The organism is Kitasatospora sp. NPDC023176 (assembly GCF_055560495.1).
On the sequence record NZ_JBVHIP010000003.1, the window covers coordinates 139,993 to 161,646 of the forward strand.

At 73.0% G+C, this 21,654-nt stretch carries 25 protein-coding genes; 11 read left to right on the forward strand and 14 right to left on the reverse strand.

What is annotated here, in order from left to right:
- Positions 1-111 precede the first annotated feature (111 nt).
- The 3 genes from ACZ3YL_RS06555 to ACZ3YL_RS06565 form a co-directional block, all read right to left on the reverse strand.
- Entirely contained in the window at positions 112-1,098 is a 987-nt protein-coding gene (locus tag ACZ3YL_RS06555) for an aldo/keto reductase (protein WP_188308331.1), read from the reverse strand.
- Positions 1,099-1,181: 83 nt separating this feature from the next.
- Complete coding sequence (locus ACZ3YL_RS06560; protein ID WP_188308330.1) at positions 1,182-2,009, reverse strand: ABC transporter permease; 828 nt, start codon at positions 2,007-2,009, stop codon at positions 1,182-1,184.
- Entirely contained in the window at positions 2,009-2,986 is a 978-nt protein-coding gene (locus tag ACZ3YL_RS06565) for an ATP-binding cassette domain-containing protein (RefSeq protein ID WP_465655900.1), read from the reverse strand. Before ACZ3YL_RS06565 ends, ACZ3YL_RS06560 begins: the two co-directional genes overlap by 1 nt.
- 161 nt (positions 2,987-3,147) lie before the next feature.
- On the opposite strand from ACZ3YL_RS06565, the gene ACZ3YL_RS06570 reads away from it, so the two are divergent.
- The gene (locus ACZ3YL_RS06570; protein WP_317621368.1) at positions 3,148-3,843 is read left to right on the forward strand and encodes a TetR/AcrR family transcriptional regulator; all 696 of its coding nucleotides are present in this window, start codon (positions 3,148-3,150) and stop codon (positions 3,841-3,843) included.
- Positions 3,844-3,947: 104 nt separating this feature from the next.
- Here the strand turns inward: ACZ3YL_RS06570 and ACZ3YL_RS06575 are convergent, their stop codons facing one another.
- The 4 genes from ACZ3YL_RS06575 to ACZ3YL_RS06590 all read right to left on the reverse strand — a co-directional run bounded on the left by ACZ3YL_RS06575 (position 3,948) and on the right by ACZ3YL_RS06590 (position 6,951).
- A complete protein-coding gene (locus ACZ3YL_RS06575) occupies positions 3,948-5,327 on the reverse strand; it encodes a pyridoxal-phosphate dependent enzyme (protein WP_465655902.1) in 1,380 nt (459 codons plus the stop codon).
- 247 nt (positions 5,328-5,574) lie between these two features.
- A complete protein-coding gene (locus ACZ3YL_RS06580; protein ID WP_188308326.1) occupies positions 5,575-6,306 on the reverse strand; it encodes a hypothetical protein in 732 nt (243 codons plus the stop codon).
- Positions 6,307-6,322: 16 nt separating this feature from the next.
- Positions 6,323-6,511 carry a hypothetical protein gene (locus ACZ3YL_RS06585; protein ID WP_188308325.1) on the reverse strand — a complete coding sequence of 63 codons (189 nt, stop codon included), beginning with the start codon at positions 6,509-6,511 and terminating at the stop codon, positions 6,323-6,325.
- Entirely contained in the window at positions 6,508-6,951 is a 444-nt protein-coding gene (locus ACZ3YL_RS06590; protein ID WP_465655905.1) for an ATP-binding protein, read from the reverse strand. Before ACZ3YL_RS06590 ends, ACZ3YL_RS06585 begins: the two co-directional genes overlap by 4 nt.
- A 173-nt stretch (positions 6,952-7,124) precedes the next feature.
- On the opposite strand from ACZ3YL_RS06590, the gene ACZ3YL_RS06595 reads away from it, so the two are divergent.
- From ACZ3YL_RS06595 to ACZ3YL_RS06605, 3 genes are all read left to right on the forward strand, one after another.
- Positions 7,125-7,985, forward strand: a complete 861-nt coding sequence (locus ACZ3YL_RS06595) for a helix-turn-helix domain-containing protein (RefSeq protein WP_465655907.1) — start codon at positions 7,125-7,127, stop codon at positions 7,983-7,985.
- Complete coding sequence (locus ACZ3YL_RS06600; protein ID WP_465655908.1) at positions 7,982-8,215, forward strand: DUF397 domain-containing protein; 234 nt, start codon at positions 7,982-7,984, stop codon at positions 8,213-8,215. Before ACZ3YL_RS06595 ends, ACZ3YL_RS06600 begins: the two co-directional genes overlap by 4 nt.
- 161 nt (positions 8,216-8,376) lie before the next feature.
- The gene (locus tag ACZ3YL_RS06605) at positions 8,377-8,868 is read left to right on the forward strand and encodes a hypothetical protein (RefSeq protein ID WP_465655910.1); all 492 of its coding nucleotides are present in this window, start codon (positions 8,377-8,379) and stop codon (positions 8,866-8,868) included.
- On the opposite strand, the gene ACZ3YL_RS06610 is transcribed toward ACZ3YL_RS06605, so the two are convergent.
- Entirely contained in the window at positions 8,862-9,488 is a 627-nt protein-coding gene (locus ACZ3YL_RS06610; protein ID WP_465655912.1) for a DUF3885 domain-containing protein, read from the reverse strand. The genes ACZ3YL_RS06605 and ACZ3YL_RS06610 overlap by 7 nt on opposite strands.
- A 132-nt stretch (positions 9,489-9,620) precedes the next feature.
- On the opposite strand from ACZ3YL_RS06610, the gene ACZ3YL_RS06615 reads away from it, so the two are divergent.
- Both ACZ3YL_RS06615 and ACZ3YL_RS06620 read left to right on the forward strand, forming a co-directional pair.
- Positions 9,621-10,763, forward strand: coding sequence for a serine hydrolase domain-containing protein (locus ACZ3YL_RS06615; RefSeq protein ID WP_465655914.1), 1,143 nt, complete (start codon positions 9,621-9,623; stop codon positions 10,761-10,763).
- Positions 10,760-11,317, forward strand: a complete 558-nt coding sequence (locus ACZ3YL_RS06620; RefSeq protein WP_465655916.1) for a hypothetical protein — start codon at positions 10,760-10,762, stop codon at positions 11,315-11,317. Before ACZ3YL_RS06615 ends, ACZ3YL_RS06620 begins: the two co-directional genes overlap by 4 nt.
- Positions 11,318-11,372: 55 nt before the next feature.
- On the opposite strand, the gene ACZ3YL_RS06625 is transcribed toward ACZ3YL_RS06620, so the two are convergent.
- From ACZ3YL_RS06625 to ACZ3YL_RS06650, 6 genes are all read right to left on the reverse strand, one after another.
- Positions 11,373-12,764 carry an alpha/beta fold hydrolase gene (locus ACZ3YL_RS06625; RefSeq protein WP_465655918.1) on the reverse strand — a complete coding sequence of 464 codons (1,392 nt, stop codon included), beginning with the start codon at positions 12,762-12,764 and terminating at the stop codon, positions 11,373-11,375.
- A 241-nt stretch (positions 12,765-13,005) separates the two neighbouring features.
- Entirely contained in the window at positions 13,006-13,815 is an 810-nt protein-coding gene (locus ACZ3YL_RS06630) for an alpha/beta fold hydrolase (RefSeq protein WP_188308316.1), read from the reverse strand.
- A 282-nt stretch (positions 13,816-14,097) separates the two neighbouring features.
- Positions 14,098-14,322, reverse strand: coding sequence for a hypothetical protein (locus ACZ3YL_RS06635; protein ID WP_188308315.1), 225 nt, complete (start codon positions 14,320-14,322; stop codon positions 14,098-14,100).
- 75 nt (positions 14,323-14,397) lie between these two features.
- A complete protein-coding gene (locus ACZ3YL_RS06640; RefSeq protein WP_188308314.1) occupies positions 14,398-14,604 on the reverse strand; it encodes a cold-shock protein in 207 nt (68 codons plus the stop codon).
- Between the two features lie 256 nt (positions 14,605-14,860).
- Positions 14,861-16,360, reverse strand: coding sequence for an outer membrane protein assembly factor BamB family protein (locus ACZ3YL_RS06645; protein ID WP_188308313.1), 1,500 nt, complete (start codon positions 16,358-16,360; stop codon positions 14,861-14,863).
- 350 nt (positions 16,361-16,710) lie between these two features.
- Complete coding sequence (locus ACZ3YL_RS06650) at positions 16,711-17,085, reverse strand: VOC family protein (protein WP_188308312.1); 375 nt, start codon at positions 17,083-17,085, stop codon at positions 16,711-16,713.
- Between the two features lie 149 nt (positions 17,086-17,234).
- On the opposite strand from ACZ3YL_RS06650, the gene ACZ3YL_RS06655 reads away from it, so the two are divergent.
- From ACZ3YL_RS06655 to ACZ3YL_RS06675, 5 genes are all read left to right on the forward strand, one after another.
- Positions 17,235-17,552, forward strand: a complete 318-nt coding sequence (locus ACZ3YL_RS06655; protein WP_188308311.1) for an ArsR/SmtB family transcription factor — start codon at positions 17,235-17,237, stop codon at positions 17,550-17,552.
- A gap of 74 nt (positions 17,553-17,626) precedes the next feature.
- Positions 17,627-19,123, forward strand: coding sequence for a serine/threonine-protein kinase (locus ACZ3YL_RS06660; protein WP_465655921.1), 1,497 nt, complete (start codon positions 17,627-17,629; stop codon positions 19,121-19,123).
- Between the two features lie 228 nt (positions 19,124-19,351).
- The gene (locus ACZ3YL_RS06665) at positions 19,352-19,681 is read left to right on the forward strand and encodes a hypothetical protein (protein ID WP_188308309.1); all 330 of its coding nucleotides are present in this window, start codon (positions 19,352-19,354) and stop codon (positions 19,679-19,681) included.
- Positions 19,682-19,738: 57 nt separating this feature from the next.
- Positions 19,739-20,434: an alpha/beta hydrolase gene (locus ACZ3YL_RS06670; RefSeq protein ID WP_188308308.1), complete on the forward strand. Its 696-nt coding sequence runs from the start codon at positions 19,739-19,741 to the stop codon at positions 20,432-20,434.
- Positions 20,435-21,232: 798 nt separating this feature from the next.
- Positions 21,233-21,589, forward strand: a complete 357-nt coding sequence (locus ACZ3YL_RS06675) for a DUF6204 family protein (RefSeq protein ID WP_465655923.1) — start codon at positions 21,233-21,235, stop codon at positions 21,587-21,589.
- The last annotated feature ends 65 nt before the right edge of the window (positions 21,590-21,654 follow it).

The window sequence follows — 21,654 nt, forward strand, 5'->3', positions numbered from 1 at the left end:
ACGCCCGGCGGGCCGAGGGCCTCCGACCGGCCGAGGGCGTCCGCGGGCCGACGCGTCCTGAACCGGCCCCCGGCCGGGGCTTCAGAGCCACGGCCGGGGGCCCGGGCGGGGCTACCAGGCGTAGTCCTCCGGGGCGGGCTTGTGGCCGGGGAAGAGTTCGTCGAGGCGGTCCAGGGTCTTCTGGTCCAGCTCCAGGTCGAGCGCGGCGAGGGCGGCGTCGAGGTGGGCCGGGGTGCGGGGGCCGATGATCGGCGCGGTGACGGCCGGGCGGGAGAGCAGCCAGCCGAGGGCGAGGACGGCCGGGTCGGTGCCGAGTTCGTCGGCGAAGTCCTCGTAGGCCTGGAGCTGCTCGCGGTACTGGTCGAGGAGGTCGCTCGCGTAGCCCGTGGCGCTGCGGCCGCGGGTGCCCTCGCGCTCCTTGCGCAGGATGCCGCCGAGCAGGCCGCTGCGCAGCGGGGACCACGGGATCAGCCCGAGGCCGTAGTGCTGGAGGGCGGGAATGACCTCCAGTTCGACCGTCCGGTCGAGCAGGTTGTAGAGGGACTGCTCGCTGACCAGGCCGAGGAAGTGCCGGGAGCGGGCGGCCTCCTGGGCCCGGGCGAGGTGCCAGCCGGCGAAGTTGCTGGAGCCGACGTAGATGATCTTTCCCTGGGCGACCAGCAGTTCCATCGCCTGCCAGATCTCCTCCCAGGGCGTGGCCCGGTCGATGTGGTGCATCTGGTACAGGTCGATGTGGTCGGTCTGGAGCCGGCGCAGGCTGGCCTCGACGGCCTTGCGGATGGCGAGCGCGGAGAGCTTGCCCTCGTTGGGCCAGTCGCTCATGTTCGCGTAGGCCTTGGTGGCGAGGACGGTGCGCTCGCGGCGGCCGCCGCCCTGGGCGAACCAGCGGCCGATGATCTCCTCGGTGCGCCCCATGAGGTTGCCCTCGGGGTCGCGGCCGTAGGAGTTGGCGGTGTCGAAGAAGTTGATGCCGCGCTCGTGCGCGGTGTCCATCAGGCGGTGGGCGTCGGCTTCTTCGGTGTGGGGGCCGAAGTTCATGGTGCCGAGGCAGAGGCGGGAGACGGTCAGGCCGGTACGGCCGAGGTGGGTGTACTCCATGGCGCCCCACCTAAGGCCACACCGGCCGCGGTGTCCAGCACATTCCGGCGACCGGGCGGTTCACCGCCCGTGGTTGGCCGGCTTCACCGCCCGTGCGTGGCGAACTTCCGCACGGCCAGCGGCCCGCAGAGCACCAGCAGCGCGGCGCTCCACAGCAGCGTGGCCGGCACGGCGTGCTGCATCGGCCAGGCGGAGCCGGGCGCCGTCGGGTTGCCGAACAGCTCGCGGGCGGCCTCGACCACCGAGCTGATCGGGTTCCAGTCGGCGACCACCCGCAGCCAGCCGGGCATCCCGCCGGTGGGCACGTAGGCGTTGGTGACCATCGCCAACGGGAAGACGACGACGGAGAGTTGACCGGCCGCCTCCTCCTTGCCGACGGCCAGGCCGAGCAGGGTGCCGACCCAGGTCATCACGAACCGGAAGAGCAGTAGCAGCGCGAACGCCTCCAGCGCGTCGGCGGCGCCGTGCCGGGCGCGCCAGCCGGTGGCCAGCCCGACCAGCGTGAGCAGGGTCAGGACGACCACGGTCACCAGCAGGTCGGCGAGGGTCTGCCCGAGCAGCAGTCCGGTGCGGGAGACCGGCATCGAGCGCAGCCGGTCGGTGACCCCGCGGCCGACGTCGCGGGCGGCGCCGACCATGGTGGGCATGATGCCGTTGGTGGCGACCATGGCGAACAGTCCGGGCATCAGGAACTCCCGGTAGTCCCCGCCGCCGGGCACCTGCATGGCGCTGCCGAAGACGTACCCGAAGACCACCACCATGACCACCGGCACACCCAGCGAGGCGGCCAACAGGCCGGGCGAGTGGCGGTAGTTGAGCAGGATGCGGAGCATCGAGGTGCCGGTGTCGGAGACCAGCCGGGCGCCGGTCGAGGGGCGTGAGGCGGTGTACGCGGCGGTGGCGGTGGACATCAGGCGGCCCTTCCCAGATCGGCGTTCTCCCGGGACTTCCCGGTGAGCGCGAGGAACACGTCGTCCAGCGAGGGCGGCCGGACGGCGACGTCCTCGGCGATGACCCCGACGGCGTCCAACTCCCGTACCAGCGAGGGCAGCAGGACGTTCGCCCCGGGCCTGGTCAGCACCGTGACCGCCCGCTCGACCACGTCCACCTGGGCATCGCCGCCGGACAGGGCGGACAACACCACGGCGGCGGCGCCGAGTTGGCCCGGGTCGGCCAGGGTCACGGAGACCTGGCTGCCGATCGCCGCCTTGAGCCGGTCCGGCGGACCGGTGGCGATCGCGGCGCCGTGGTCGACCACGACGACGTCGTCGGCCAGCCGGTCGGCCTCCTCCAGGTACTGGGTGGTGAGCAGCACGGTGGTGCCGCCGTCGGCCAACTCCTTGACGGTGGCCCAGATCTCCTGGCGGCTGCGCGGGTCGAGCCCGGTGGTGGGCTCGTCCAGGAAGAGCACCGGTGGACTGGTGACCAGGCTGGCGATCAGGTCGAGGCGCCGGCGCATGCCACCGGAGTAGGTGCGGACCAGCCGGTCGCCGGCCTCGGCGAGGTCGAAGCGGGTCAGCAGTTCGTCGGCGCGCGCCCGGGCCCGGCGGGCACCGAGGCGGTGCAGCCGGCCGAAGAGGTGGAGGTTGTCACGACCGGTGATGCCCTCGTCCAGCGCGGCGTGCTGACCGGCGAGTCCGATCGCCCGCCGGACCTCCTCGGCGTTGCGGACGGCGTCGTGCCCGGCGACCCGGACGGTGCCCCGGTCGGGGGCGACCAGGGTGGCGAGCACCCGCACGGCGGTGGTCTTGCCGGCGCCGTTGGGGCCGAGGAGGCCGCAGACGGCGCCGGCCGGGACGGTCAGGTCGAGGCCGCACAGGGCCTCGGTGGCCCCGAAGCGTTTCCGCACGCCCGCCATCTCGATGGCGGGTCGGGTGGTGTCGGACATGGCTCTGCCCTTCTCTAGGTACAGCGTACGTAGAAGTGCGCGCAGCCGCCATCTTACTACGTACGCCGTACGTATCTAAGATGGGGGAGCGAGGTGATCTTCCAGTGCCGTCCAGCAAGCCCCCGAACAGTCCAGCGCGACCCGAAGAACCCCAGAAGCCGGTGCCCCCCGAGGCCCCCGAACTGATCTGGCTGCGCCCCGAGCGCACCGGCCGCGGCCCCCGGCCGGCCCACAGCCGCGACTCGATCGCCGCGGCCGCCATCGCGATCGCCGACGCCGAGGGCCTGGACGCCGTCTCGATGCGCCGGGTCGCGGCCGCGCTCGGCGCGGGCACCATGTCGCTCTACAACTACGTGCCGAAGAAGGAGCACCTGCTCGACCTGATGCTCGACGCCGCCTGCGGCGAGTACCGGCTACCCCCCGCGCCCAGCGGCGACGTCCGGGCCGACCTCGCGAGCCTGGCCCACGAGCAGCTCACCCTCTTCCGCCGCCACCCGTGGCTGCCCGGCCTGGTCATCGCCCGCCCCGGCATCGGCCCCAACGCCCTGCGCTACACCGACCACTTCCTCGCCGTCACCGCCCCCACCGGCCTGCCGGGCGGCACCCGGATGGAGGCGATGGCGATGTTCAACGGCTTCATCTGCCAGTTCGCCCAGTACGAGCGGACGGCCGCCGCAGGCGCCAAGTGGCAGGCGGAGATGGTCGGTTACCTCACCCAGGCGGCGATGAGCGGCGCCTACCCCAACCTCGCCCAGGCCTTCGCCACCGCCGGCCCGCCCGCCGACCCGGACCAGGCCTTCGACCGCACCCTGGACCGGGTCATCCTCGCCATCCTGGCGCCCGCGACGGGCAGTTAGCCCAGAACGTCCCGCATCAGGGAGTCAGCACAAGGCGTCCCGAGACAGTCAGCCCAGAACGTCCCCCATCGGGGAGTCAGCTCCGGACGCCCCGCATCGGGAAGTCAGCCCAGGGCGTCCCGCGACAGCACCCCGGCCACCAGGCCGTCCACCAGCACCGCCACCGCCGGGCGCCCGCCCGCCAGCGCCGCCCGCGCCTCGGCGACCGACTGCCCGACCCCCACCGTCGGCAGGTCCGGCCCCAGCAGCGGGCGCACCGGGCCGTCCGGCTTGACCCCGCCGTCGGCCAGCGCCGCCGCCAGCACCTCCCGGGACACCGAGCCCACCACCTCCAACGCGCTCACCCCGTACCGGCGCGCCGCCCGCGCCAGCACCGCCGGGGCGACCCCGCCCGGCGCGGCCCGCAGCATCTCCAGCGCCTCGCCGACGGTCAGGTCCGCGCCGGCCACCACCAGCGGACCGGCCGCCTCCAGGGCGGTACGCAGCGCCGTCTCCCCCGCCTCCTCCAGGAAGCCCCACTCCCGCATCCAGGCGTCGCTGTGCACCTTGGACAGGTACGAGCGGCCCGAGTCCGGCAGCAGCACCACGACCAGGTCGTCCGGCCCGAGCCGGCGCGCCAGCCGCAGCGCCGCCGCGACCGCCGTGCCGGAGGACGGGCCGGCCAGGATGCCCTCCTCACGGGCGAGCCGGCGGGCCGTCAGGAACGACTCGCGGTCCGGGATCCGCTCGAAGGAGTCGATCACCTCCGAGCGGTAGACCTGCGGCCAGCGGTCCTCGACCGTCTCGGGGTGGAGGAAGTGGCCGATGCTCTCGACGAACCACGGGCTGCCGTCCCCGCCGCCGTAGGACGAGGGCTCCGGGTCCGCGCCGACCACGGTCACGGCCCCGCCGGACACCTGCTTCAGGTACCCGCCGGTGCCGGTGATGGTGCCGCTGGTGCCGACACCCGCGACGAAGTGGGTCAACCGGCCGCCGGTCTGCTCCCAGAGCTCCGGGCCGGTGGTCCGGACGTGGGCGTCGGGATTGGCCGGGTTGTCGTACTGGTTGGCGAGCCAGGCGCCGGGGATCTCCGCGGTCAGCCGCCGCACGGCGTTGAACAGGTGCTCCGGGTCCTCCTGCGGCACGGCCGTCGGCGCGAAGACCACCTCGGCCCCGTACGCCCGCAGGATGTCCGCCTTCTCCGGCGCCGCCTTGTCGGACACTCCGGCGATCACCCGGTACCCGCGCTGCCGGCCGACGATGGCCAGCCCGATCCCGGTGTTGCCGGACGTCGCCTCGATGATGGTCCCGCCCGGCTTCAACAGGCCGTCCCGCTCGGCGGCCAGCACCATCGACAGCGCCGCGCGGTCCTTGACGCTGCCGCCGATGTTGAGGAACTCGGCCTTGGCGTAGATCGGCGTGGCGATCCCGGCGCCGAGCCGGGCGAGGCGGATCAGCGGCGTGCCGCCGATCGCGTCGAGAACGGATTCGTGCACAGCGGTCATATCAGCAGCTCCCTGACTAGACGTGTCCGCCCGAGCCTGCCCAGGCCGACTGCCCGCCAGACCCCGGGGGCGGGCGCGGACCGCAGGGCCCGCACTCGCTGCCGACCCTGCGGCGCGAAAAGGGGCGCACAGCACTCCACTCACGCCCCACAGTCGCGACGAGCTCCAAGTTGCGCACCCGTACGGCCCGGGCCCGCCCCGCCGTGGGAACTGCGCACGGAGAGTGACTGATGCTCGGATCAGATGCTCAGATCAGCGGGTCGAAGAGTCCGCGCTCCCAGTGCCCGAGCCACGAGGCCGTGGCGGACGGCAGCAACTGCCCCTCCGTGGACTCGTCGTACGGGAGCACGGCGGTCGGCGCGAACCAGCCCTCGCCCGGGGAGATGCGGATGCGTAGGAGGCTCAGCTGCTTCCGCTCACCGAGGTAGAGACGGAGGTCGTCGGTGTGCGGGCGGTGGCTTTCGTAACGGTCGCGCACAGTCCGGCAGATGGACTTGATGTCGCGGGTCGCGAGCAGGAGGTGGCGGTCGCCGGGGCCGAAGTTGACGCAGAGCCTACGGCGCGCGAACTCGCGCTCGGCGTACAGCAGGTTCTGGTGGCTGTCGATGTGCAGGCCGGGACGCAGGCCGTTCTCCGGCAGGCGGTGGGTGACGGGCTCACCCGGCGGATCGTCGGTCACGGGGAGCCGGACGGGATGGGGATCGCCCAACTCGCCGACCAGGGCGGCGAGCGCGTGCCGGCTGGTGACGGTACCGGGGAGGCGGAAGAACTCCACCAGGCCGCTGTCCAGGGTGAAGGCGCAGGGCGCGTACTGGGCCGGGAGTCCCTCGGGCGGCGGGGCCCAGTCACCGGCCGGGAGCGCGGCACCGGACTCGTAGCCGGGGTCGCCGTAGAGGCGCCGGACACCGCCGATCTCGCAGCGGGCCAGCAGGGCGGCCGGGTCGCGGAAGGCGATCGCGGCGGGGTGCAGGTCGGGCATGGGAAGTCGCCTCGGATCAATCGTCGTCGTCGGTCGGGCCGTTGTGGCGGTTGATGCCGGTCATCAGGGCGGCGGCCAGAGTGGTCCACCAGACGACGTCGGCGGTGGCCGGCTCGCGCGGAGGGACGAGGTCCGAGGCGAAGCAGGCGATGGCAAGGCTGGCGACGGTGATCGCAGCCGTGGGGGCGAGCTTGATGGGGATCAACTCCCGGGCGAGGAAAGGTCGTCGGCCGGGTCGAGCAGGACGCGCACCCAGACCCGCTTGCCCGCGTCACGGCGGGCGATGACGCCGAAGTCGAAGGCCAGTCGGCGGACGAGTTCGATGCCCCGGCCGCCCTCGCCGAAGCAGCGCGGGCGGGGCCGGCGGAGGTGGAGGTCGCCGCGCGGGTCCCAGACTTCGAGGCGGCAATCGCCGTCGAACTCCTGGAGGTAGAGCCGGATTTCGCCGTACCCCTGGCAGGCGTGGACCACGGCGTTGGTGACGAGCTCGGAGGCGATCAGGACGAGGTCATCGACGGGGTCGCCGCCCCAGCCCCAGGAGGTCAGCTGCTCGCGGATCAGGCGGCGAGCGGTACGGACCGAGGTCGAGTGCTCGGTGAGGGCGGTCTCCCACGTTCGGAGGACCGGGTTACGCAAGGTGGACATGAGTCACCCCACACCTTCAGTGGCGTGTTCGTGCGGTCACGTTGAGTGTGGAGTGTCAGGATTCGAAAACGCAACCAGAACGTCTTGGAAAATCGGTGGATCTTGAAACGGGTTGAGTCTGGACGCCCTCAGAGGCAAGACTGACCCTCAGCATCCGAAGGGAGGGACCTCACTTGAGCACTGACCTCTCCGCCATCAGGCAGATCCGGCTCGGGGACGAGCTTCGTGCACTGCGGCTCGATCAGAACAAGAAGTTGGTCGAGGTCACGAAGGACTTGAAGGGGTGGAGCGCCGCTCGTCTGAGCAAGATGGAGCGCGCCGGCCAGCCGGTCGGAGCCGCTGATCTCGCGACACTTCTGGACTACTACGGAGTCTCCGACGCCGACCGCGAGTACTACGAGAACCTTCTGGGGAGCGGCCCGGCGAGGCAATGGTGGCGCGACCTCGACTACGCCGAGGCCATCACTCCCGCCTTCGCGGAGTACCTGGCGCTCGAAGCCGACGCCTCACACATACTCAACTACTTCCCCTCAGGCTTCCCTGGACTCATTCAAACCGAGGCCTACGCAAAGGAGATGATCGCCGCCGGCGTTGACTCTCCCAATGAAGAACGAGTCGAGGCCGGAGCGGAGGTCCGCCTTCTTCGCCAACGCCGCCTTTCCGGCAAGCCCAACCTCATGCTGGGAGCATATTTCGGCGAGGTTGCCCTGCTGGTGGCAGGTGATCAGAAGGTCCTCGCCGAACAGATCCGGCATGCGATCAAGGTGTCCAAGTACTCCAACATCTCCCTCCGCATGGTGCCGCTCAGCGCTGGCCGGTCAGGCATCCTGACATCTGGTATCACCCTCATGCGGTTCCCTGACGACCTCGAAAATGGCTTCGTCTTCGTCGAAGCCATCGGCGGTATGCTCCCCAGGAAGACGGGACGCGACCTGCGGCGAGCCGAGCGGACGTTCGCCAGACTTGACCGGGTGGCGTTGTCGCCGGAAGACACCATCACTGCCCTTGAACGCAAGTTGGAAGAGCTGACGTGAGCGAGAAGCACGACCCGTACAACCACAACCCCGCCAATGCCGAGTGGGTCAAGTCCCCATTCTCCGGCGAAGGAAACGGCGACTGCGTGGTCATCGCGCGCTTCGACAATGGGGACGTGTGGGTCGGCGACGACAAGAGCCCCAACCGCCCGCACCTCGCCTTCGACCAGGCCGAATGGACCGCCTTCATCCAAGCCATCGAAGCCCGCGACCCCCGCTTCACCGCCTGACCACCACCGCCGCCTCCGGAGGGGGAAGTCGGCCGGGCCGACTTCCCCCTCCGCGTCTCCCCCGCCCGAGGGAGGCCACCGCCCACCGCACTACCCGAGCAGGACGCCCACCGAGGCCCGGTTCCGCGACGGTTGGATCACCACCGACCGAGGGAACCGACATGACCCGCCACCACCCCCGCGCCGTCACCCTGGCCGCCGTTCTCGCCCTGCCGTACATCGCGCTGAAGACCTACTGGGCGGCCGGCGGCCGGGTCGGGATCGCGGACGGCTTCGACCTCGCCGACGAGTTCCGTCACAACGGCGCGCCCACCGCCCTCATCTGGCTGGAGCGGCACGGCGTCGACTTCACCGCCGTCCTGGCCGCGACCGGCGTGGCCCTGGCCCTGTCGCTCACCCACCGACCACCGCGACACCCCCTGCCCCGCCGCCTGCTGCTCACCGCCGCCGGGGCGGGCACCCTCCTCATCCCGTACGGCCTGCTGACCGCCCTGCTGGGGGCGCTCGGCAGCAGCAACGGCAAGAGCGACCTGACCGGTTGGGTGGTTCCGGCGGGCGCGGCGGCCTTCGTCGGCATCGGCACGGCCCTCGCGCTCAGCGCCTCTGCCGCTGTACGACCCGGCCGTCGACTGAGCGCGACGGGGTCTCAGTAGCCCTGCGGGTGCGAGGACAGCCAGTCGGCGTGCCGCTCGCGCAGCCGGTCCCGCTCCTCCGTGGAGGCGAGGAAGACGTCGGCGCCGCCGTCGTACGGGTGATGCAGCCGCAGCAGGCCGGTGTCCGTGATGATCACCCCGGCCACCTCGTCGTCCGCGACCCGGCGCAGCAGCTCGTCGAGGCGTCCGCGCCGCCACTCCAACCGCTCGGCGAAGACGTGGCAGTGGGTGCGGAACTCCGGGTCGGGATCGTCGTTCTGCAGCCAGCTCCGCCAGAGCCGGGCGCCCGGGCGCCCCGACGGGGCCCCAGGCTCGGTGGTCCACTCCGGCGTGAGCACGTACACCTGCGAACCCGCGAACAGCTCGTCCAGAAGGGTGTTCTGGCGCTCCAGTACGATCGCGTACTCGCGCTCGTCGCCCGGGTAGCGCTTGGATCCGGGCAGGCTGTGGAAGCGCACCCAGACGTCCCGGCCCGAGCCGTCGATCTCGTGCCCCACCGGTGGGCTGCCCGGCCAGCTCCGCTCCCACAGCGCGGTCAGCTCCGTCAGATCCGTCAGCTCGGTCGGCTCCGCCAGCTCGGTCGGCCCCGTCAGCTCCACCCCGGTCCCCTCTGCGTTCACTGGCGTGTCCGTCACACCCACCCCATTCTCCCCAACCCGGTGAAATCCCTTCGTCACGGCCGCCGCGACCCCGTACCGTGGTCCGGTCGATGATCTTGGCAGTCGCCAGGCGAGCAGAACGGGGCACCACCGATGCAGCAGTACCAGGGCTGGGCCGACGACGGCTACGGCGCCGTCGCGGACGCCTTCGCGGGGAACTTCGCCGAGTTCCCCGAACTCGGCTCCGCCGTCACGGTCTTCGTCGGCGGCCGCAAGGTGGTCGAGCTGTGGGGCGGCACCGCCGACCAGCACACCGGCCGGGCCTGGACGCAGGACACCGTCGTCCCGGTGTTCTCCTGTGCCAAGGGCGCGGTGAGCATCAGCGCCCTGCTGCTCGCCCAGCGGGGCCGGCTCGACCTGGACGCCCCGATCGCCCGCTACTGGCCCGAGTTCGCCCGCCACGGCAAGCAGGCCGTCACCACCCGGATGATCCTCGGCCACCGGGCCGGCCTCCCCGCCCTGGACGCGGTGCTCCCCTTCGAGGAGATCGCCGCCTGGCAGCCGGTGGTCCGGGCGATCGAGCAGCAGCAGCCGCTCTGGGAGCCGGGAACGACGTACGAGTACCACGGCCATGTGTTCGGCTTCGCGGTCGGCGAGGTGATCCGCCGGATCACCGGGCTGACCCCGGGCGCGTTCCTGCGCGAGGAGATCGCCGGGCCGCTCGGCCTGCCGCTGTGGATCGGCCTGCCGGAGAGCGAACACCCGCGGCTGGCCCGGCTGGTGGAGACCGAGGGCCGCCGTCCGATGCCCGGCCCGGAGCACCTGCTCACCCGGATCGTCACCATGAACGGCGCCCTGGTCTTCCCCGGCCTGGACGTGCCGCACGGCTGGAACGACCCGGCCCTGCACGCGATCGAGCTGCCCGGCGCGGGCGCCGTCGCCTCCGCCACCGGCCTGGCCGGCCTGTACGCGGCCGCGGCCACCGGCCTGGACGGCGGGCCCCGACTGCTCTCCACCGAGACGGTGAGCGACGCGGTGCGCGAACTCTCCTCCGGCCAGGGCTTCCTGGGCTTCGACATGGGCGCCCGCTGGGGTTCCGGCCTGCTGCTCGACTCCCCCGCGTTCCGCCCGCTGCTCGGTGCGCGCAGCTTCGGCAACGACGGCGCGGGCGGCCAGTTCGCCTTCGGTGACGACGAGTTCGGCGTCGGCTTCGGCTATGTCGCCAACCGGATGATCGGCCACGGCGACGCCCGCGCCAACCGGCTGATCGAGGCGGTGCGCGGGTGCCTGGGGTGACGGGGTTCCTCGGCCGACTCACCGAGCTGTTCGCCACCGGCGCCCTCGGCGAACTGCGCTACGGCGCCACCCTGCCCGAACTCGCCGCTCACTACGGCGATCCGTGGGACGGCGGCCGGATCCACCGGGAGAGCCGCTGGCCGCACGCCTTCGGCTTCGGCGACGTGCTCACGGTGTTCTGTCGCTGTCGGCAGCTCCGGTCGCTGTCCCTGCTGACCTGGCAGGGGCAGCTCGACCTTCCGCTGCCTGGTGGCGGGTTGGAGACCTACGAGACCCGCTTCGTCGAATCCGAGCTGACCGCCGCGCTCACCGCGGCCGGCTGCACCTGGCGGACGGTGACGTACGAGAACCTCCCCGGCCAGCGGACCCTGGAGTTCTCGCCGGCCGAGGACGTCTGGGTCGCCCTGATCCTCACCGACCGGGAGAACAGCGACGAACCGCCGCTGGCGGACTGGATGCTGTACAAGGCGATGATGTGGGGCTACGACCACGTCGACTGCCCCGAGCCCGACCCCGCCCTGCCCGACGACGGCTGGGGCGCGACCGAGCGCTGAGCCGGTGACGGGCCGCTCCCTCCCCTGCGCGGAGCGGACCGTCACCGGCCTCACGTCACTTCGACAGGAAGTCGTAGACCGCCTGCCGCCCGGCCGGGTCGGCCGCCCGGGTCTGCACCGAGTGCGCCGCGCCCGGGACGATCACGATCTGCGGGTCGTGCGTCGACTTCGCCTGCTGGTAGAGCCATTCGTAGGGGGTGGAGAGGTCCCGGTCGCCGCCGAGCAGCAGCACCGGCACATCGGGCAGCTTGCGGTGCTCCGACGGCAGCGGCGGTACCTGCTCGCGCGGCCAGTCCAGGCAGACCAGCAGGGAGCCCAGTCCGGTCGCGGTCGCCGGGTCGTACGGCCAGGTCTGGTCGGCGGTCAGGTCCTGCCGGGTCTCCGCCAGTGCGGCCGCCCGGCCCTCGACCGGGGTGTCCGAGGTGCCCCACGGGTAGCGCCCGTCGGCGCACAGGGTGGCGGCGTGCAGGCCCTGGCTGAGCAACTCGGCCGGGGCGGCGTCGCCCTTGTGCACGTCGTCGATGAAGGCCTGGAGCTTCTCCGGTTGCCCGCCGGCCGCCGCGTGCAGGGCTTCCGGCACCCCGCCGTAGTTCGGGTCGGTGAACTCGTAGCTGGTGAGCGCGTCCAGGATCTGTGCCCCGTCGCCGTACTTCCGCACGGTGGTGGCCAGGTCGGCGGCCGGGTCGGTGGTGCAGCCGGTGGCCTGGCAGGCGCTGCGCAGGACTCGCGCGGTGGCGGGCAGCGCGGCGAGGTCCATCGGGTCGTAACCGCCCTGCGGCACCACCGAGTCGAGGACCAGCCGGGCCACGTGCGCCGGGTGGGCGAGGGCGTAGCGTTCGGCGACGAAGGTGCCGTAGGAGACGCCGTCGAGGGTCAGCCGGTGGTCGCCCAGGGCCTGGCGCAGCAGGTCGATGTCGCCGACGGTGGCCTCGCTGCTGTAGTAGCGGGCGTTCGGGCCGAGGGCGGTGGCGCAGTCGGCGATGGACTGCCGACGGGGCAGGGCGAGGTCGGAGGAGCCCATGTCCTCCTGGAGGCCGGGGCACTGCAGGGCCCGTTGGCCGGTGCCGCGCTGGTCGTACATGACCAGGCGGTAGTCCTTCAGCACGGGCGTCAGCTTGCTCGCGATCCGGCGCATCAGCGGTACGCCGGGCTGCCCGGGGCCGCCGGCCAGGAAGAGCAGGTCACCCTTGGGGGCGTCGGCGTTGCCGGTCATCGCCACGTCGAGCTGGAGGGTGCCGGGGGTGGCGCCGCTGTGGTCGAGTGGCACGGTGAAGGTCCCGCAGGTGAATTCGGGCGCGCCCTGACAGGGTGCCTGCCCGGTGATCCCGCCGCCGTGCCGGTGCTGCGGTTCGGCCGGCGCCGCGGCGGCCGGGCCGGCGAGGGTGGTGCCGGCGACCACCGCGACGGCGCCCAGCAGGGCGGCGACGCGGCCGCGCGTGCTCGTCATGTTCGTCCTTCCGTTCGCACCGCGTCCGTCCTGACGCGGTCACGGAAGTAGCTTGTGCCCAGGGTGACTTGGAGGGCGAGCGGGCGGGTGGGGATTCGACCAGGGCCGAATCGTCACCACCCCAAAGGCGGACGATTCACCCGGGGTGCGGGACGCTGCCGACCAGACCGACGCGCACCGTCCACACCAGCGCCGGTCACACCCACGCAGGTCACACCAGCACCGTTCACACCCGCACCGGTCACACCAGTGCGCGCGGGAGCACCACCCGCACCCACTCCTCCGGCTGCGACAGGTGCGGGGCGTGACCGGCGCCCGCGTACAGGTGCCGTTCCGCCTTCGGCAGCGCGAGGTCGATGAGGTCCAGCACCTCGCCGTACATCGGCGGGCTGTCATCGCTCTGGGTGAGCAGCGCGGGCTCGTTGAAGCGGGCGAGCGCGGTGAGGTCCAGGTCCAGCGCGTCCGGATCCCGCAGCTCGTCCAGGTAGGTCGGCGCGTTGCGGATGAAGGTGTGCCGCACCGGCGCGGGCAGCTGGGCCCACGCCCCCGGCCCGTAGGCGACCGTCTCGACGAACAGCTCCGCCGCCGCGGCCGACTCCGCCTGCTCCAGCAGCTCCCGGACGGCCTCCACGCGCCCGGCGAGCGCGGTGCCGACCGGCCGCAGCTCCGGGTCGGTCAGCAGCAGGCCGGTGGCGGGCGGCTCGTGCACGGCGACGCCGCGGAGCAGGTCCGGCCGGGCGGAGGCGAGCCGCAGCGTGACCAGTGCCCCGTACGAGTTGCCGCAGACGAAGGCGGGTGCCAGTCCGAGCCCCTGGACCAGCCCCGCCAGGTCGGCCGCGTCCTCGTACACCGAGCCCTGGGTGAGCGGGTCCTCGCTGCGGCTGTGCCCGCGCCGGTCGTAGGCGACGACGGTGGTGGACTCCGCCAGGCCCGGCATCACCCGGGACCAGGAGTCGCCGTCGGTCCACGAGCCGTGCACCAGGACGACACCGGGGCCCTCACCACGGGCCTCGTAGTGCAGTGAGACCCCGTTCACCCTGATCTCGGCCATCACGAGCCTCCCGAGCTCGGCGGTGCTCCCCCACCAGCCTGACACAAGCGGTCGGGTCGGTCAGATCAGCGAGTCGAAGAGGTCCGGCTCCCAGTGGCCGAGCCAGGAGGAGGTGACGGAGGGGAGGTCGAGGCCCTCGGTGGACTCGTCGTACGGGAGCCTTCCTGCGCTCGCCGTAGGGGAGGTTCTGGTGGTTGTCGACGTGGAGAAGCCGGGGCGCCGGCCGGATTCGGGGAGGACATGCTTCTCCCCCGCTTCACCGCCTGAGGCTCCGGTGTGACGTCACCCTGGGGGCGACCAGTCCTGTTCCACCCACGTCACCCACCGATCAGTGGCCGTGCGTGCCTGGTCCGCCTGTTCCGGGGTCACGACGCCCTCCGCGTCCGGCGCCCGGTCGAGGAGATCCCGGACCATCCTCATCTGGTCTGCGCTGACTACCCAGCGCAGCCAGGTGGAGGAGCCGTCGTCGTGCCAGTCCATGATGTTCAGGGTGTGCCGAACGCTCATCGTGTCCTCCCGCGTGTCGGCCCGGGCGGGCCCGGGCGCGCCTGGCTCCGGCCCAGGGCGGGCCCGGGCCGACCGTCACCCTGCGAGGCGGACGCGTTCGGCCTGCGGTCCCTTCTGGCCCTGGGTCACGTCGAACTCGACCCTCTGGCCTTCCACCAGTTCACGGAAGCCCGAGCTGTCGATGTTCGAGTAGTGCACGAACACGTCCGGACCGCCGCCGTCCTGCTCGATGAACCCGAAGCCCTTCTCGGCGTTGAACCACTTGACTGTCCCAGTAGCCATGACCCCTCCTGGGAAACGAGGCTGCGCTTCGCCGGGTGGGACGAAGCCGGTGCCGGAAGACTCGCCGACAAGAACCGACATGGACACTCATTCGGCAAAGAGCGGCTACCCGGTTCCACCGTAGGACCGGTACGCACGCCTGTCCTGCGGAGGACAAGGAGGCCGGTGGAGCCCCCGAAGGCCCGGCCCTCCCCCGCACGCGCCGGCCTCCCGCAGCGCCGCACGCAGGAGCTTGCTCGATCCGCCCGGACGGCCCTCAGCTCATCCCGCGGACCGGCGGCTCGTCCCGGGTGCCGTCCTCCGCGACCACCGTGAAGTGCTCCCGGCCCGCCACCGAGAGGTCCACCGGGTAGAGCGAGGCGGTGTCGTTGACGTCCAGCTCGCGGCTCTGCCGGCCGGTCGCGGCGTCGATCCGGGTCAGTTTGTCGCGGGTCATCGCCCAGACCGAGGTGCCGTCCGCCAGGACGCCGGTGACCTGGTCGTCCAGGCCCGCCGTCCAGCGCTTCCCGCCGTCCGCCAGGGAGTAGGCGACCAGCCGGCCGGTGGCCGTGCGGCTCGGGTGCAGGCCGCCGCTCATGCTGACGTCGCCGGGCTTCTCCCCGGGCACGATGAACAGGTCTCCGACGACCATGCCGCCGAACAGCGGCCGGGCGCTGAACTCGTCGAAGGCGTGGACGCCGCCGAGCATCACGTCCAGGTCGTACTCGTCGCCGGAGACCGGTATGGCGGCGCGCTGGCGGCCCGCCCGGTCGAAGCTGAGCACGGCGTGGGTGCCGCGCTCGGCCTGGGCGTCGACCCAGACCGCGAGCGGGTCGACGGACACCACCATGAAGTTCTTGATCCCGCCCTCGGCCGGCACGGCGGCCCGCGTCCGAGCCTGTCCGTCCCCGGGGGCCAGGGTGCGCACGACCGCCGTCCCGTCGCCGCACTGGGCGGCCGTCACCACGTCCTGGTCACCGCCCGCGACCTCCAGCGGCGTGCACCCGGTGTCGGGCTCGCCGCGCCACAGCTCCCGGCCGTCGGTCAGCCGTACGGCCCGCCAGCCGTCGGTGCCCTGCAGCACGGCCTCGGTGCCCGCCACCGCGACGAGGTCCGAATCCGCGCCGTCACCGTCCCGGGCGGGTGCGTTCACGGTGGCGGTCCAGCCCGGCTTGCCGTCCGTGAGGTCCAGCGAGGTCACCGCCCCGCAGGGCTTTCCGTGCGCCGAGTGGCCGATCACGCCGATGCCGCCGGTCCCGACCCCGCGGCTCATCGTGCACACGGAGTCGGAGCCCGGCGGCGTCCACTGCCAGGCGACCGCCCCGTCCCCGCGGCGGTACGCCACCACCTCGTCCGGGCGGACCCGCACCACCAGGTCACCGCTGGTCCAGCTGCCGACCGCGCGGACGGTGGACGGGTGGTCCGGCGGGGCCTTCCAGGAGTCGTTGACGCCGTCCCCGGCGAAGCCGAGGAAGATGCCCAGCCCGAGCACGGTGCCGACGGCCGCCGCGGGGAGCCCGCGCCGGGGGTGGATCAGCGCCCAGACGAAGCTCGCCCCGCAGGGCAGCATCCCGAGGATGCTGAGGGCGCCCATCACGCCGAGGCTGGCGCCGCCGAACCCGTTGGCGGGGCCGAACAGCACCGCCAGGCCCAGGCTCGCGAACATGGCTCCCAGGACTCCGCCGAAGACCACCATCAAGGTCTCCCTGTCCCTGACGAACCTGGCGCGCCACCTCGTCCTCAGCCGGACGACGCTGTCCTCGGGCCGCTCGGCCATGCCGGTTTCTCCCCTGCGAAGCGCCGCCCACCACAATCGGGCGACGATCATCGGATCGTCGCAGAGCAAAGCAAGATCCTAAACAAAGAGCAGGAAAAACCCCTTCCGCCCCTGCACATGGGAGGCCCCGCCCCCGTGATCGTTACGATTCCCGGCCCAGCCCGGCCGACCCGGACAGCGCCTCCCCCACCCGCCCGGCCGGCAGCATCGGGGCCCTGGGCGCCGTCCACCACCCCGCCGAGCCGCCCGCCCGAGGTCGCCACGCCCGCCGCCCGCCGCCCGCAGGCCGGTCGCAGGCCGGTCGCCACGCCCGCCGCCCGAGGGCCGACCGGGCGGCTCCCCGACGCCCGTCAGTCCGCCGTGAACACCGGCCGGTCCGGCACGAACTCGACGTACTCGAACACCGCCCCGCCGGGGTGCCGAGCGGTGGCGTTGCGTCCGGTCGGCACCTCGTTGGGGCCGTCCAGCAGCTCGCCGCCCTGGATCCGCAGCAGCTCCCCGAGGCCGTCCAGGTCGTCGACCAGCAGGGTGCTCTGCACCCGGCGGAAGGGCGCCCGCGCCTCCTCCGTCCCCGCGACGACCAGCAGGCCGCCGATCCGCGCGACCTCGACCCCGGCGTACGGGAAGCGCAATCCCTCGCGCTCGCCGGTGAGTTCGCGCAGCGTGGGCAGCACCGTGTCCAGATCGTCCACGTACACCCGGGCCAGCGTCGCCAGCACCTTCATCCTCCGGCCTCCCTCTCCGAACGGCCCCGCCATCGGCGGCCCGGGGCTGATCCACGGTCAGTTCGACTTTCCCGAACTGTCGAAGCGTCATACTAGACAGCACACCGGGCCCGCCACCAGAGCCGGCCGCAGCCCACCCGAGGAACCCGATGCGGACCCTGCCCCAGCCCCACCCCGAGGACTTCGACCTCGCCACCGTCCTGCACGCCCTCGGCGACCCGGTCCGCCTGCAACTCGTCCGGCGCCTCGCCGAGGACGGCGAGACCACCTGCAGCCCCGAGGGGATAGCCGTCCCGCGCTCGACCCTCTCCAACCACTGGCGGCTCCTGCGCGAGGCCGGCGTGGTCGCCGTCCGCACCAGCGGCAAGGCCCGGCTGGTCACCCTGCGCCGGACCGAACTCGACACCCGCCTCCCGGGCCTGCTCGACGCCGTCCTGGCGGAGCTGGCCGCCGACCGCAGCGGATGACCAGCCACCGTGCCCCCGGGGGTAGGTTGAAGCGGGCCCGGCCGCGGGCACCGGATCGCGGGAAGGGGCGGGGGATGCAGCCGGGCGAGGTACTCGACGGACGGTACGAACTGGTCGAGCAGATCGGCGAGGGCGCCTTCGGCGCGGTCTGGAAGGCCCGCGACGCGCGCATCCAACGCCTCGTCGCCGTCAAGGTGATGCTCCCCGGCGGCAGCGGCTCCCCCAAGGACGCGGCCCGGTTCGCCCGGGAGGTGGCCACGGCCGGCGCGCTCAACCACCCCTCGATCGTCACCGTGCACGACTTCGGGCAGCACCGGGCCGCCGACCGCCCGCTGTTCTTCCTGGTCATGGAGCTGCTGGACGGCGCCCCGCTCAGCCGCCACCTGGCCGACGGCGTACCGGAGTTGGACCGTTCGCTGGCCTGGGCGGTCCAGATCGCCCGGGCGCTGGCCACCGCGCACCGGGCCGGGGTCGTCCACCGGGACGTCAAGCCGGCCAACGTGATGATCCAGTCCAGCGGCGCGGTCAAGGTCGTCGACTTCGGCATCGCCCGCAGCGGCCACGTCGACGACGGCGTCACCAGCACCAACGTGATCGTCGGCACGCCCGCCTACATGGCCCCCGAACGCTTCGAGAACCGCAGCCTGGACGCCCGATCCGACCTCTACGCCTTCGGCTGCCTGCTGTACGAACTCCTCACCGGGCGACCCCCGTTCCGCGGCACGCTGTACGAGCTGATCCGCCAGCACGCCGAGGTCCGGCCAACCGCCCCCGGCGACCTGCGGCCACCCGTGCCGCCGGAGCTCGACGCCCTCGTCCTCGACCTGCTCGCCAAGGACCCGGCCGCCCGCCCGGCCGACGCCGACGAGGTCGCCGAACGGCTGCTCCGGATCGCCGGACCGACCGGGGCGGCGTGGGCGGCCGGGGCGGCCGACACGTATGGCCACCGGCCCACCGTCCTCGACGCCCACGCCGCCCACGCCGCCCACGCCGCCCATGCCGCCCATGCCGCCGCCGAACAGGACCGGTACGTCCTGGCCCGTCGCCAGGAGGCGGACACGCTGCTCGCCCGGGCCCGCGAGGAGGTCACCCGGCTCCGGGAGGGGTTCGAGGCCGAGGCCGCCTTCCTCCGCCGCCAGGCCGAGCAGGAGGTGACCGACATCCGGACCCGCACCGAGTCCGCGGCGCAGCAGATCCTCGCCGACGCCCGGGCCCGCGGCGAGCAGCTCGAACGCGAGTCCGCCGCCCGGGCCGCCGCCAGCCTCAGGCAGCTCAGCGAGGCCGAGCAGCGCAACGACCTGCTGAGCCGTCAGGCCGACAAGCTGCGCGGCGACGCCGAGCAGTTGCGGCGCAGCGTGGACAACGCCCGCCGCCAGGCCTCGGACTTCCTGGCCGACGCGGTCGCCAAGGCCGGTCTCGGCCCGGCGCCGGAGCCCCGGCCGCAGCCGGTCGACCCGCCCGCGCAGCAGCGACGGAAGCTCCCGAGCGTGCAGGAGCTGCTCTCGGGCCGCGCCCGGGCGGGCGAGCGGGGGCCGCAGAGCCCCGAGGGCGAGCAGGGGCGTCGGCGCTAGGCCAACTCGGTCTCGTTCGGCGCCAGTTGGCACTGGTAGCAAGTTTGGCCCGTAGCGGTACCGCCCGCCACGCTCGCCCGACCGGGTGAGCATCCACGCCCGACCGTTCGCACACACCCGACGACTCGTTCTGCTGTACATGACCCCCGCGCTCCCCACAGCTTCCGCACGCCCCGGGCACGGTGCGGCTTCCGCACGCCCCGGGCACGGCGCGGCCCCGAGGCCGTCGTGGCGGTGATCGGCCGGGCCACGGCGGCGGCGCTCTCGCTCGCCATCCTGCTGGCCCCGGCGACCGTCACCCCCGGTGAACAGCGGACGCCCGTGGTCGGGGCCGGGTGGTGGGAGGTCTCCGCGAACGCCGCCAACATCCGGCTCGACCACTTCGGCGGCGACACCGTGATCGGGCTGGCCCGCTCCGGCGACCGGGTCGAGGTGGTGGACACCTGGACCTCCCCGCTCGGCGCCCGCTGGGCGAAGGTCCTGGTCGCCCGCACCCGCGTCACCGGCTGGGTGCTGTGGTCGCTCCTGACGCACCGTGACCCGCCGTCGGAACCGTAGAATCCGCGTGTCCACTTCAGCACCACCGTCCCCCGACGGCCCCCAGGAAGGACCGGCGTGTTCCGAGCCCAGCGCCCGCGCACCGCACAGCTCACCCCGTGGGAGGGCGACGGCGACGGCCCGGTCTCCGGCGTCGCCCTGCTGCTGCCCGGCGGGTTCCTCCGCAGCCGGCGCGGACCGCTGCGGATCGCCGAACTGGGCCTGCGGGGGCTCGCCACCGGACTCACCGAACGCGGCCGCCCGCACGGCCTCGCGGTGCACCTGCTGCGCTACCGCTACAGCGGCTGGAACGGCGCCGACGCCGATACCGCGGTCGACACCCGCTGGGCACTCGACGAGCTCGCCCGCCGGTACCCGGGCGCACCGGTGGTGCTGATCGGCAACTCGCTCGGCGGGCGGGCCGCGTTCTGGTGCGCGGGGCACCCGAACGTGGCCGGGGTGGCCGGGATCGCCCCCTGGCTGCCCACCGGCGACCGGGTCGACCAGCTCGCCGGGCGGCGGGTGCTGATCGTGCACGGCACCGCCGACCACAGTGCGGCCAACGCCGCCCAGTCCCTGGAGTACGCGCTGCGCGCCCGGCAGGTGGTGCCCGAGCTGGCGCGCTACGAGGTGCCCGGGGGCAGCCACTACCTGGTCCGGCAGAGCGCCGACATCAACGCGCTGACCACGGACTTCACGCTGGCGGTGGTGGGTGCCGAGGCCGCTTCACTGGCGGCCGGGAGGGTCTGCACCCGGCTGCCGGCCCGGGCGTAGCGGGGGCCCGCCAGGGGTTGGGCGAGGGCCTGGCCAGGCCGGGCGAGGGCCTCGCCTGGCCTGGCCTGGCCTGGGGCCTGAACTCCCGCGCTGGCCCTGCCGATCGGCAGGGCCGGCCGCCGAACTCGGTGATCGCCTTATGCCGATCGGCACATGTGCGGAGGGGGTGTCGGCGACCAGTCTTGGAGTCACCGAGACGGCGGCCACCGGGGCCGCCGAAGAAGGGAGTCTCCACCGTGTTCCGCCTCGCCCGTCCCGCCCGCACCCGCTTCGCCCGCACCCCCAGGGGATCCCGCCGCAGGCGTGATCCCCTGGTGACGGCCCGAGTCGATGGTCTCCACCCCGCCGGCCTGGACCGCTTCCTGAGCGCCCTGCTCGACGGCGAACTCCTGCCCCCGCAGCAGCTGCGTGACCTGCTCGCCCTGCCACTCGACGCCGCCGGGCAGCTGCTGCCCTACCAGGACTCCGGTGAATGCCAGTTGGGGCCGGACAAGGGCAAGGCCTGCTTACAGCGCGGGGTTGCTGGCCATCCCGCTGCAGGACGGCACCGAGGTCTGGGGCAAGACCGGACACGACCTCGGCTACTGCGACGGCCTCTTCGCCACGCTGGACCTGCGCAAGCGCCTCCACCCGACCTGGCCTGGCCTGACCACCCAGCCCCGACCCGCCAACACACCGGCCTGCCGACCCGCCGACCCGCCAACACACCGGCCCGCTGGCCCGCCGACCCGTCGGCCCACCGCCCCACCCCCGAAATCGCATTGGCGATCGGCACCCCCTCCTGCCTATCGTCGGGGCATGACCACCCGAACCTTCCGCATCATGGTGCGCGGCGTCTTCGACGCCCTGACCGACGAGCAGCGCGCCGAACTCCTCGCCGCCGCGCCCGAGCACGACGTCCTGCACGCGGCCTTCACCCGCGTGGGCCATCTCAGCTACGACCTCACCGCGCGGGCCGCCTTCACCTTCCGCTTCCTGGACGAGGGCGAGGCCGAGGAGGACATCCTGGCGGCCACCGAGCGGGCCGAGGAGGCGGCGCAGTCCTGGCTGACCGAGCACGGTTACGGCTACAAGAACCTCCGCTCCCAGGCCGAGGACCTCTCCCAGGCGCCCCTCGGCAAGCGGCAGCGCCGCGCCGCCAACGCCACCGGCTGACCGACCCCCCTCCCCCGCCACCTCCTTGACGGCTCCGCCCATGCCTATACTTGAGCAGTCAAGGA

Excerpts from the sequence above, each read along its gene's own strand:
- ACZ3YL_RS06560 (WP_188308330.1), bottom strand. The coding sequence starts at position 2,009 with ATGTCCACCGCCACCGCCGCGTACACCGCCTCACGCCCCTCGACCGGC.
- ACZ3YL_RS06575 (WP_465655902.1), bottom strand. The coding sequence starts at position 5,327 with ATGACCGCTGTGCACGAATCCGTTCTCGACGCGATCGGCGGCACGCCG.
- ACZ3YL_RS06675 (WP_465655923.1), top strand. The coding sequence starts at position 21,233 with ATGACCACCCGAACCTTCCGCATCATGGTGCGCGGCGTCTTCGACGCC.
- ACZ3YL_RS06615 (WP_465655914.1), top strand. The coding sequence starts at position 9,621 with ATGCAGCAGTACCAGGGCTGGGCCGACGACGGCTACGGCGCCGTCGCG.
- ACZ3YL_RS06655 (WP_188308311.1), top strand. The coding sequence starts at position 17,235 with ATGCGGACCCTGCCCCAGCCCCACCCCGAGGACTTCGACCTCGCCACC.
- ACZ3YL_RS06555 (WP_188308331.1), bottom strand. The coding sequence starts at position 1,098 with ATGGAGTACACCCACCTCGGCCGTACCGGCCTGACCGTCTCCCGCCTC.
- ACZ3YL_RS06605 (WP_465655910.1), top strand. The coding sequence starts at position 8,377 with ATGACCCGCCACCACCCCCGCGCCGTCACCCTGGCCGCCGTTCTCGCC.
- ACZ3YL_RS06630 (WP_188308316.1), bottom strand. The coding sequence starts at position 13,815 with ATGGCCGAGATCAGGGTGAACGGGGTCTCACTGCACTACGAGGCCCGT.
- ACZ3YL_RS06645 (WP_188308313.1), bottom strand. The coding sequence starts at position 16,360 with ATGGCCGAGCGGCCCGAGGACAGCGTCGTCCGGCTGAGGACGAGGTGG.
- ACZ3YL_RS06580 (WP_188308326.1), bottom strand. The coding sequence starts at position 6,306 with ATGCCCGACCTGCACCCCGCCGCGATCGCCTTCCGCGACCCGGCCGCC.
- ACZ3YL_RS06625 (WP_465655918.1), bottom strand. The coding sequence starts at position 12,764 with ATGACGAGCACGCGCGGCCGCGTCGCCGCCCTGCTGGGCGCCGTCGCG.
- ACZ3YL_RS06640 (WP_188308314.1), bottom strand. The coding sequence starts at position 14,604 with ATGGCTACTGGGACAGTCAAGTGGTTCAACGCCGAGAAGGGCTTCGGG.
- ACZ3YL_RS06660 (WP_465655921.1), top strand. The coding sequence starts at position 17,627 with ATGCAGCCGGGCGAGGTACTCGACGGACGGTACGAACTGGTCGAGCAG.
- ACZ3YL_RS06635 (WP_188308315.1), bottom strand. The coding sequence starts at position 14,322 with ATGAGCGTTCGGCACACCCTGAACATCATGGACTGGCACGACGACGGC.
- ACZ3YL_RS06650 (WP_188308312.1), bottom strand. The coding sequence starts at position 17,085 with ATGAAGGTGCTGGCGACGCTGGCCCGGGTGTACGTGGACGATCTGGAC.
- ACZ3YL_RS06565 (WP_465655900.1), bottom strand. The coding sequence starts at position 2,986 with ATGTCCGACACCACCCGACCCGCCATCGAGATGGCGGGCGTGCGGAAA.
- ACZ3YL_RS06590 (WP_465655905.1), bottom strand. The coding sequence starts at position 6,951 with ATGTCCACCTTGCGTAACCCGGTCCTCCGAACGTGGGAGACCGCCCTC.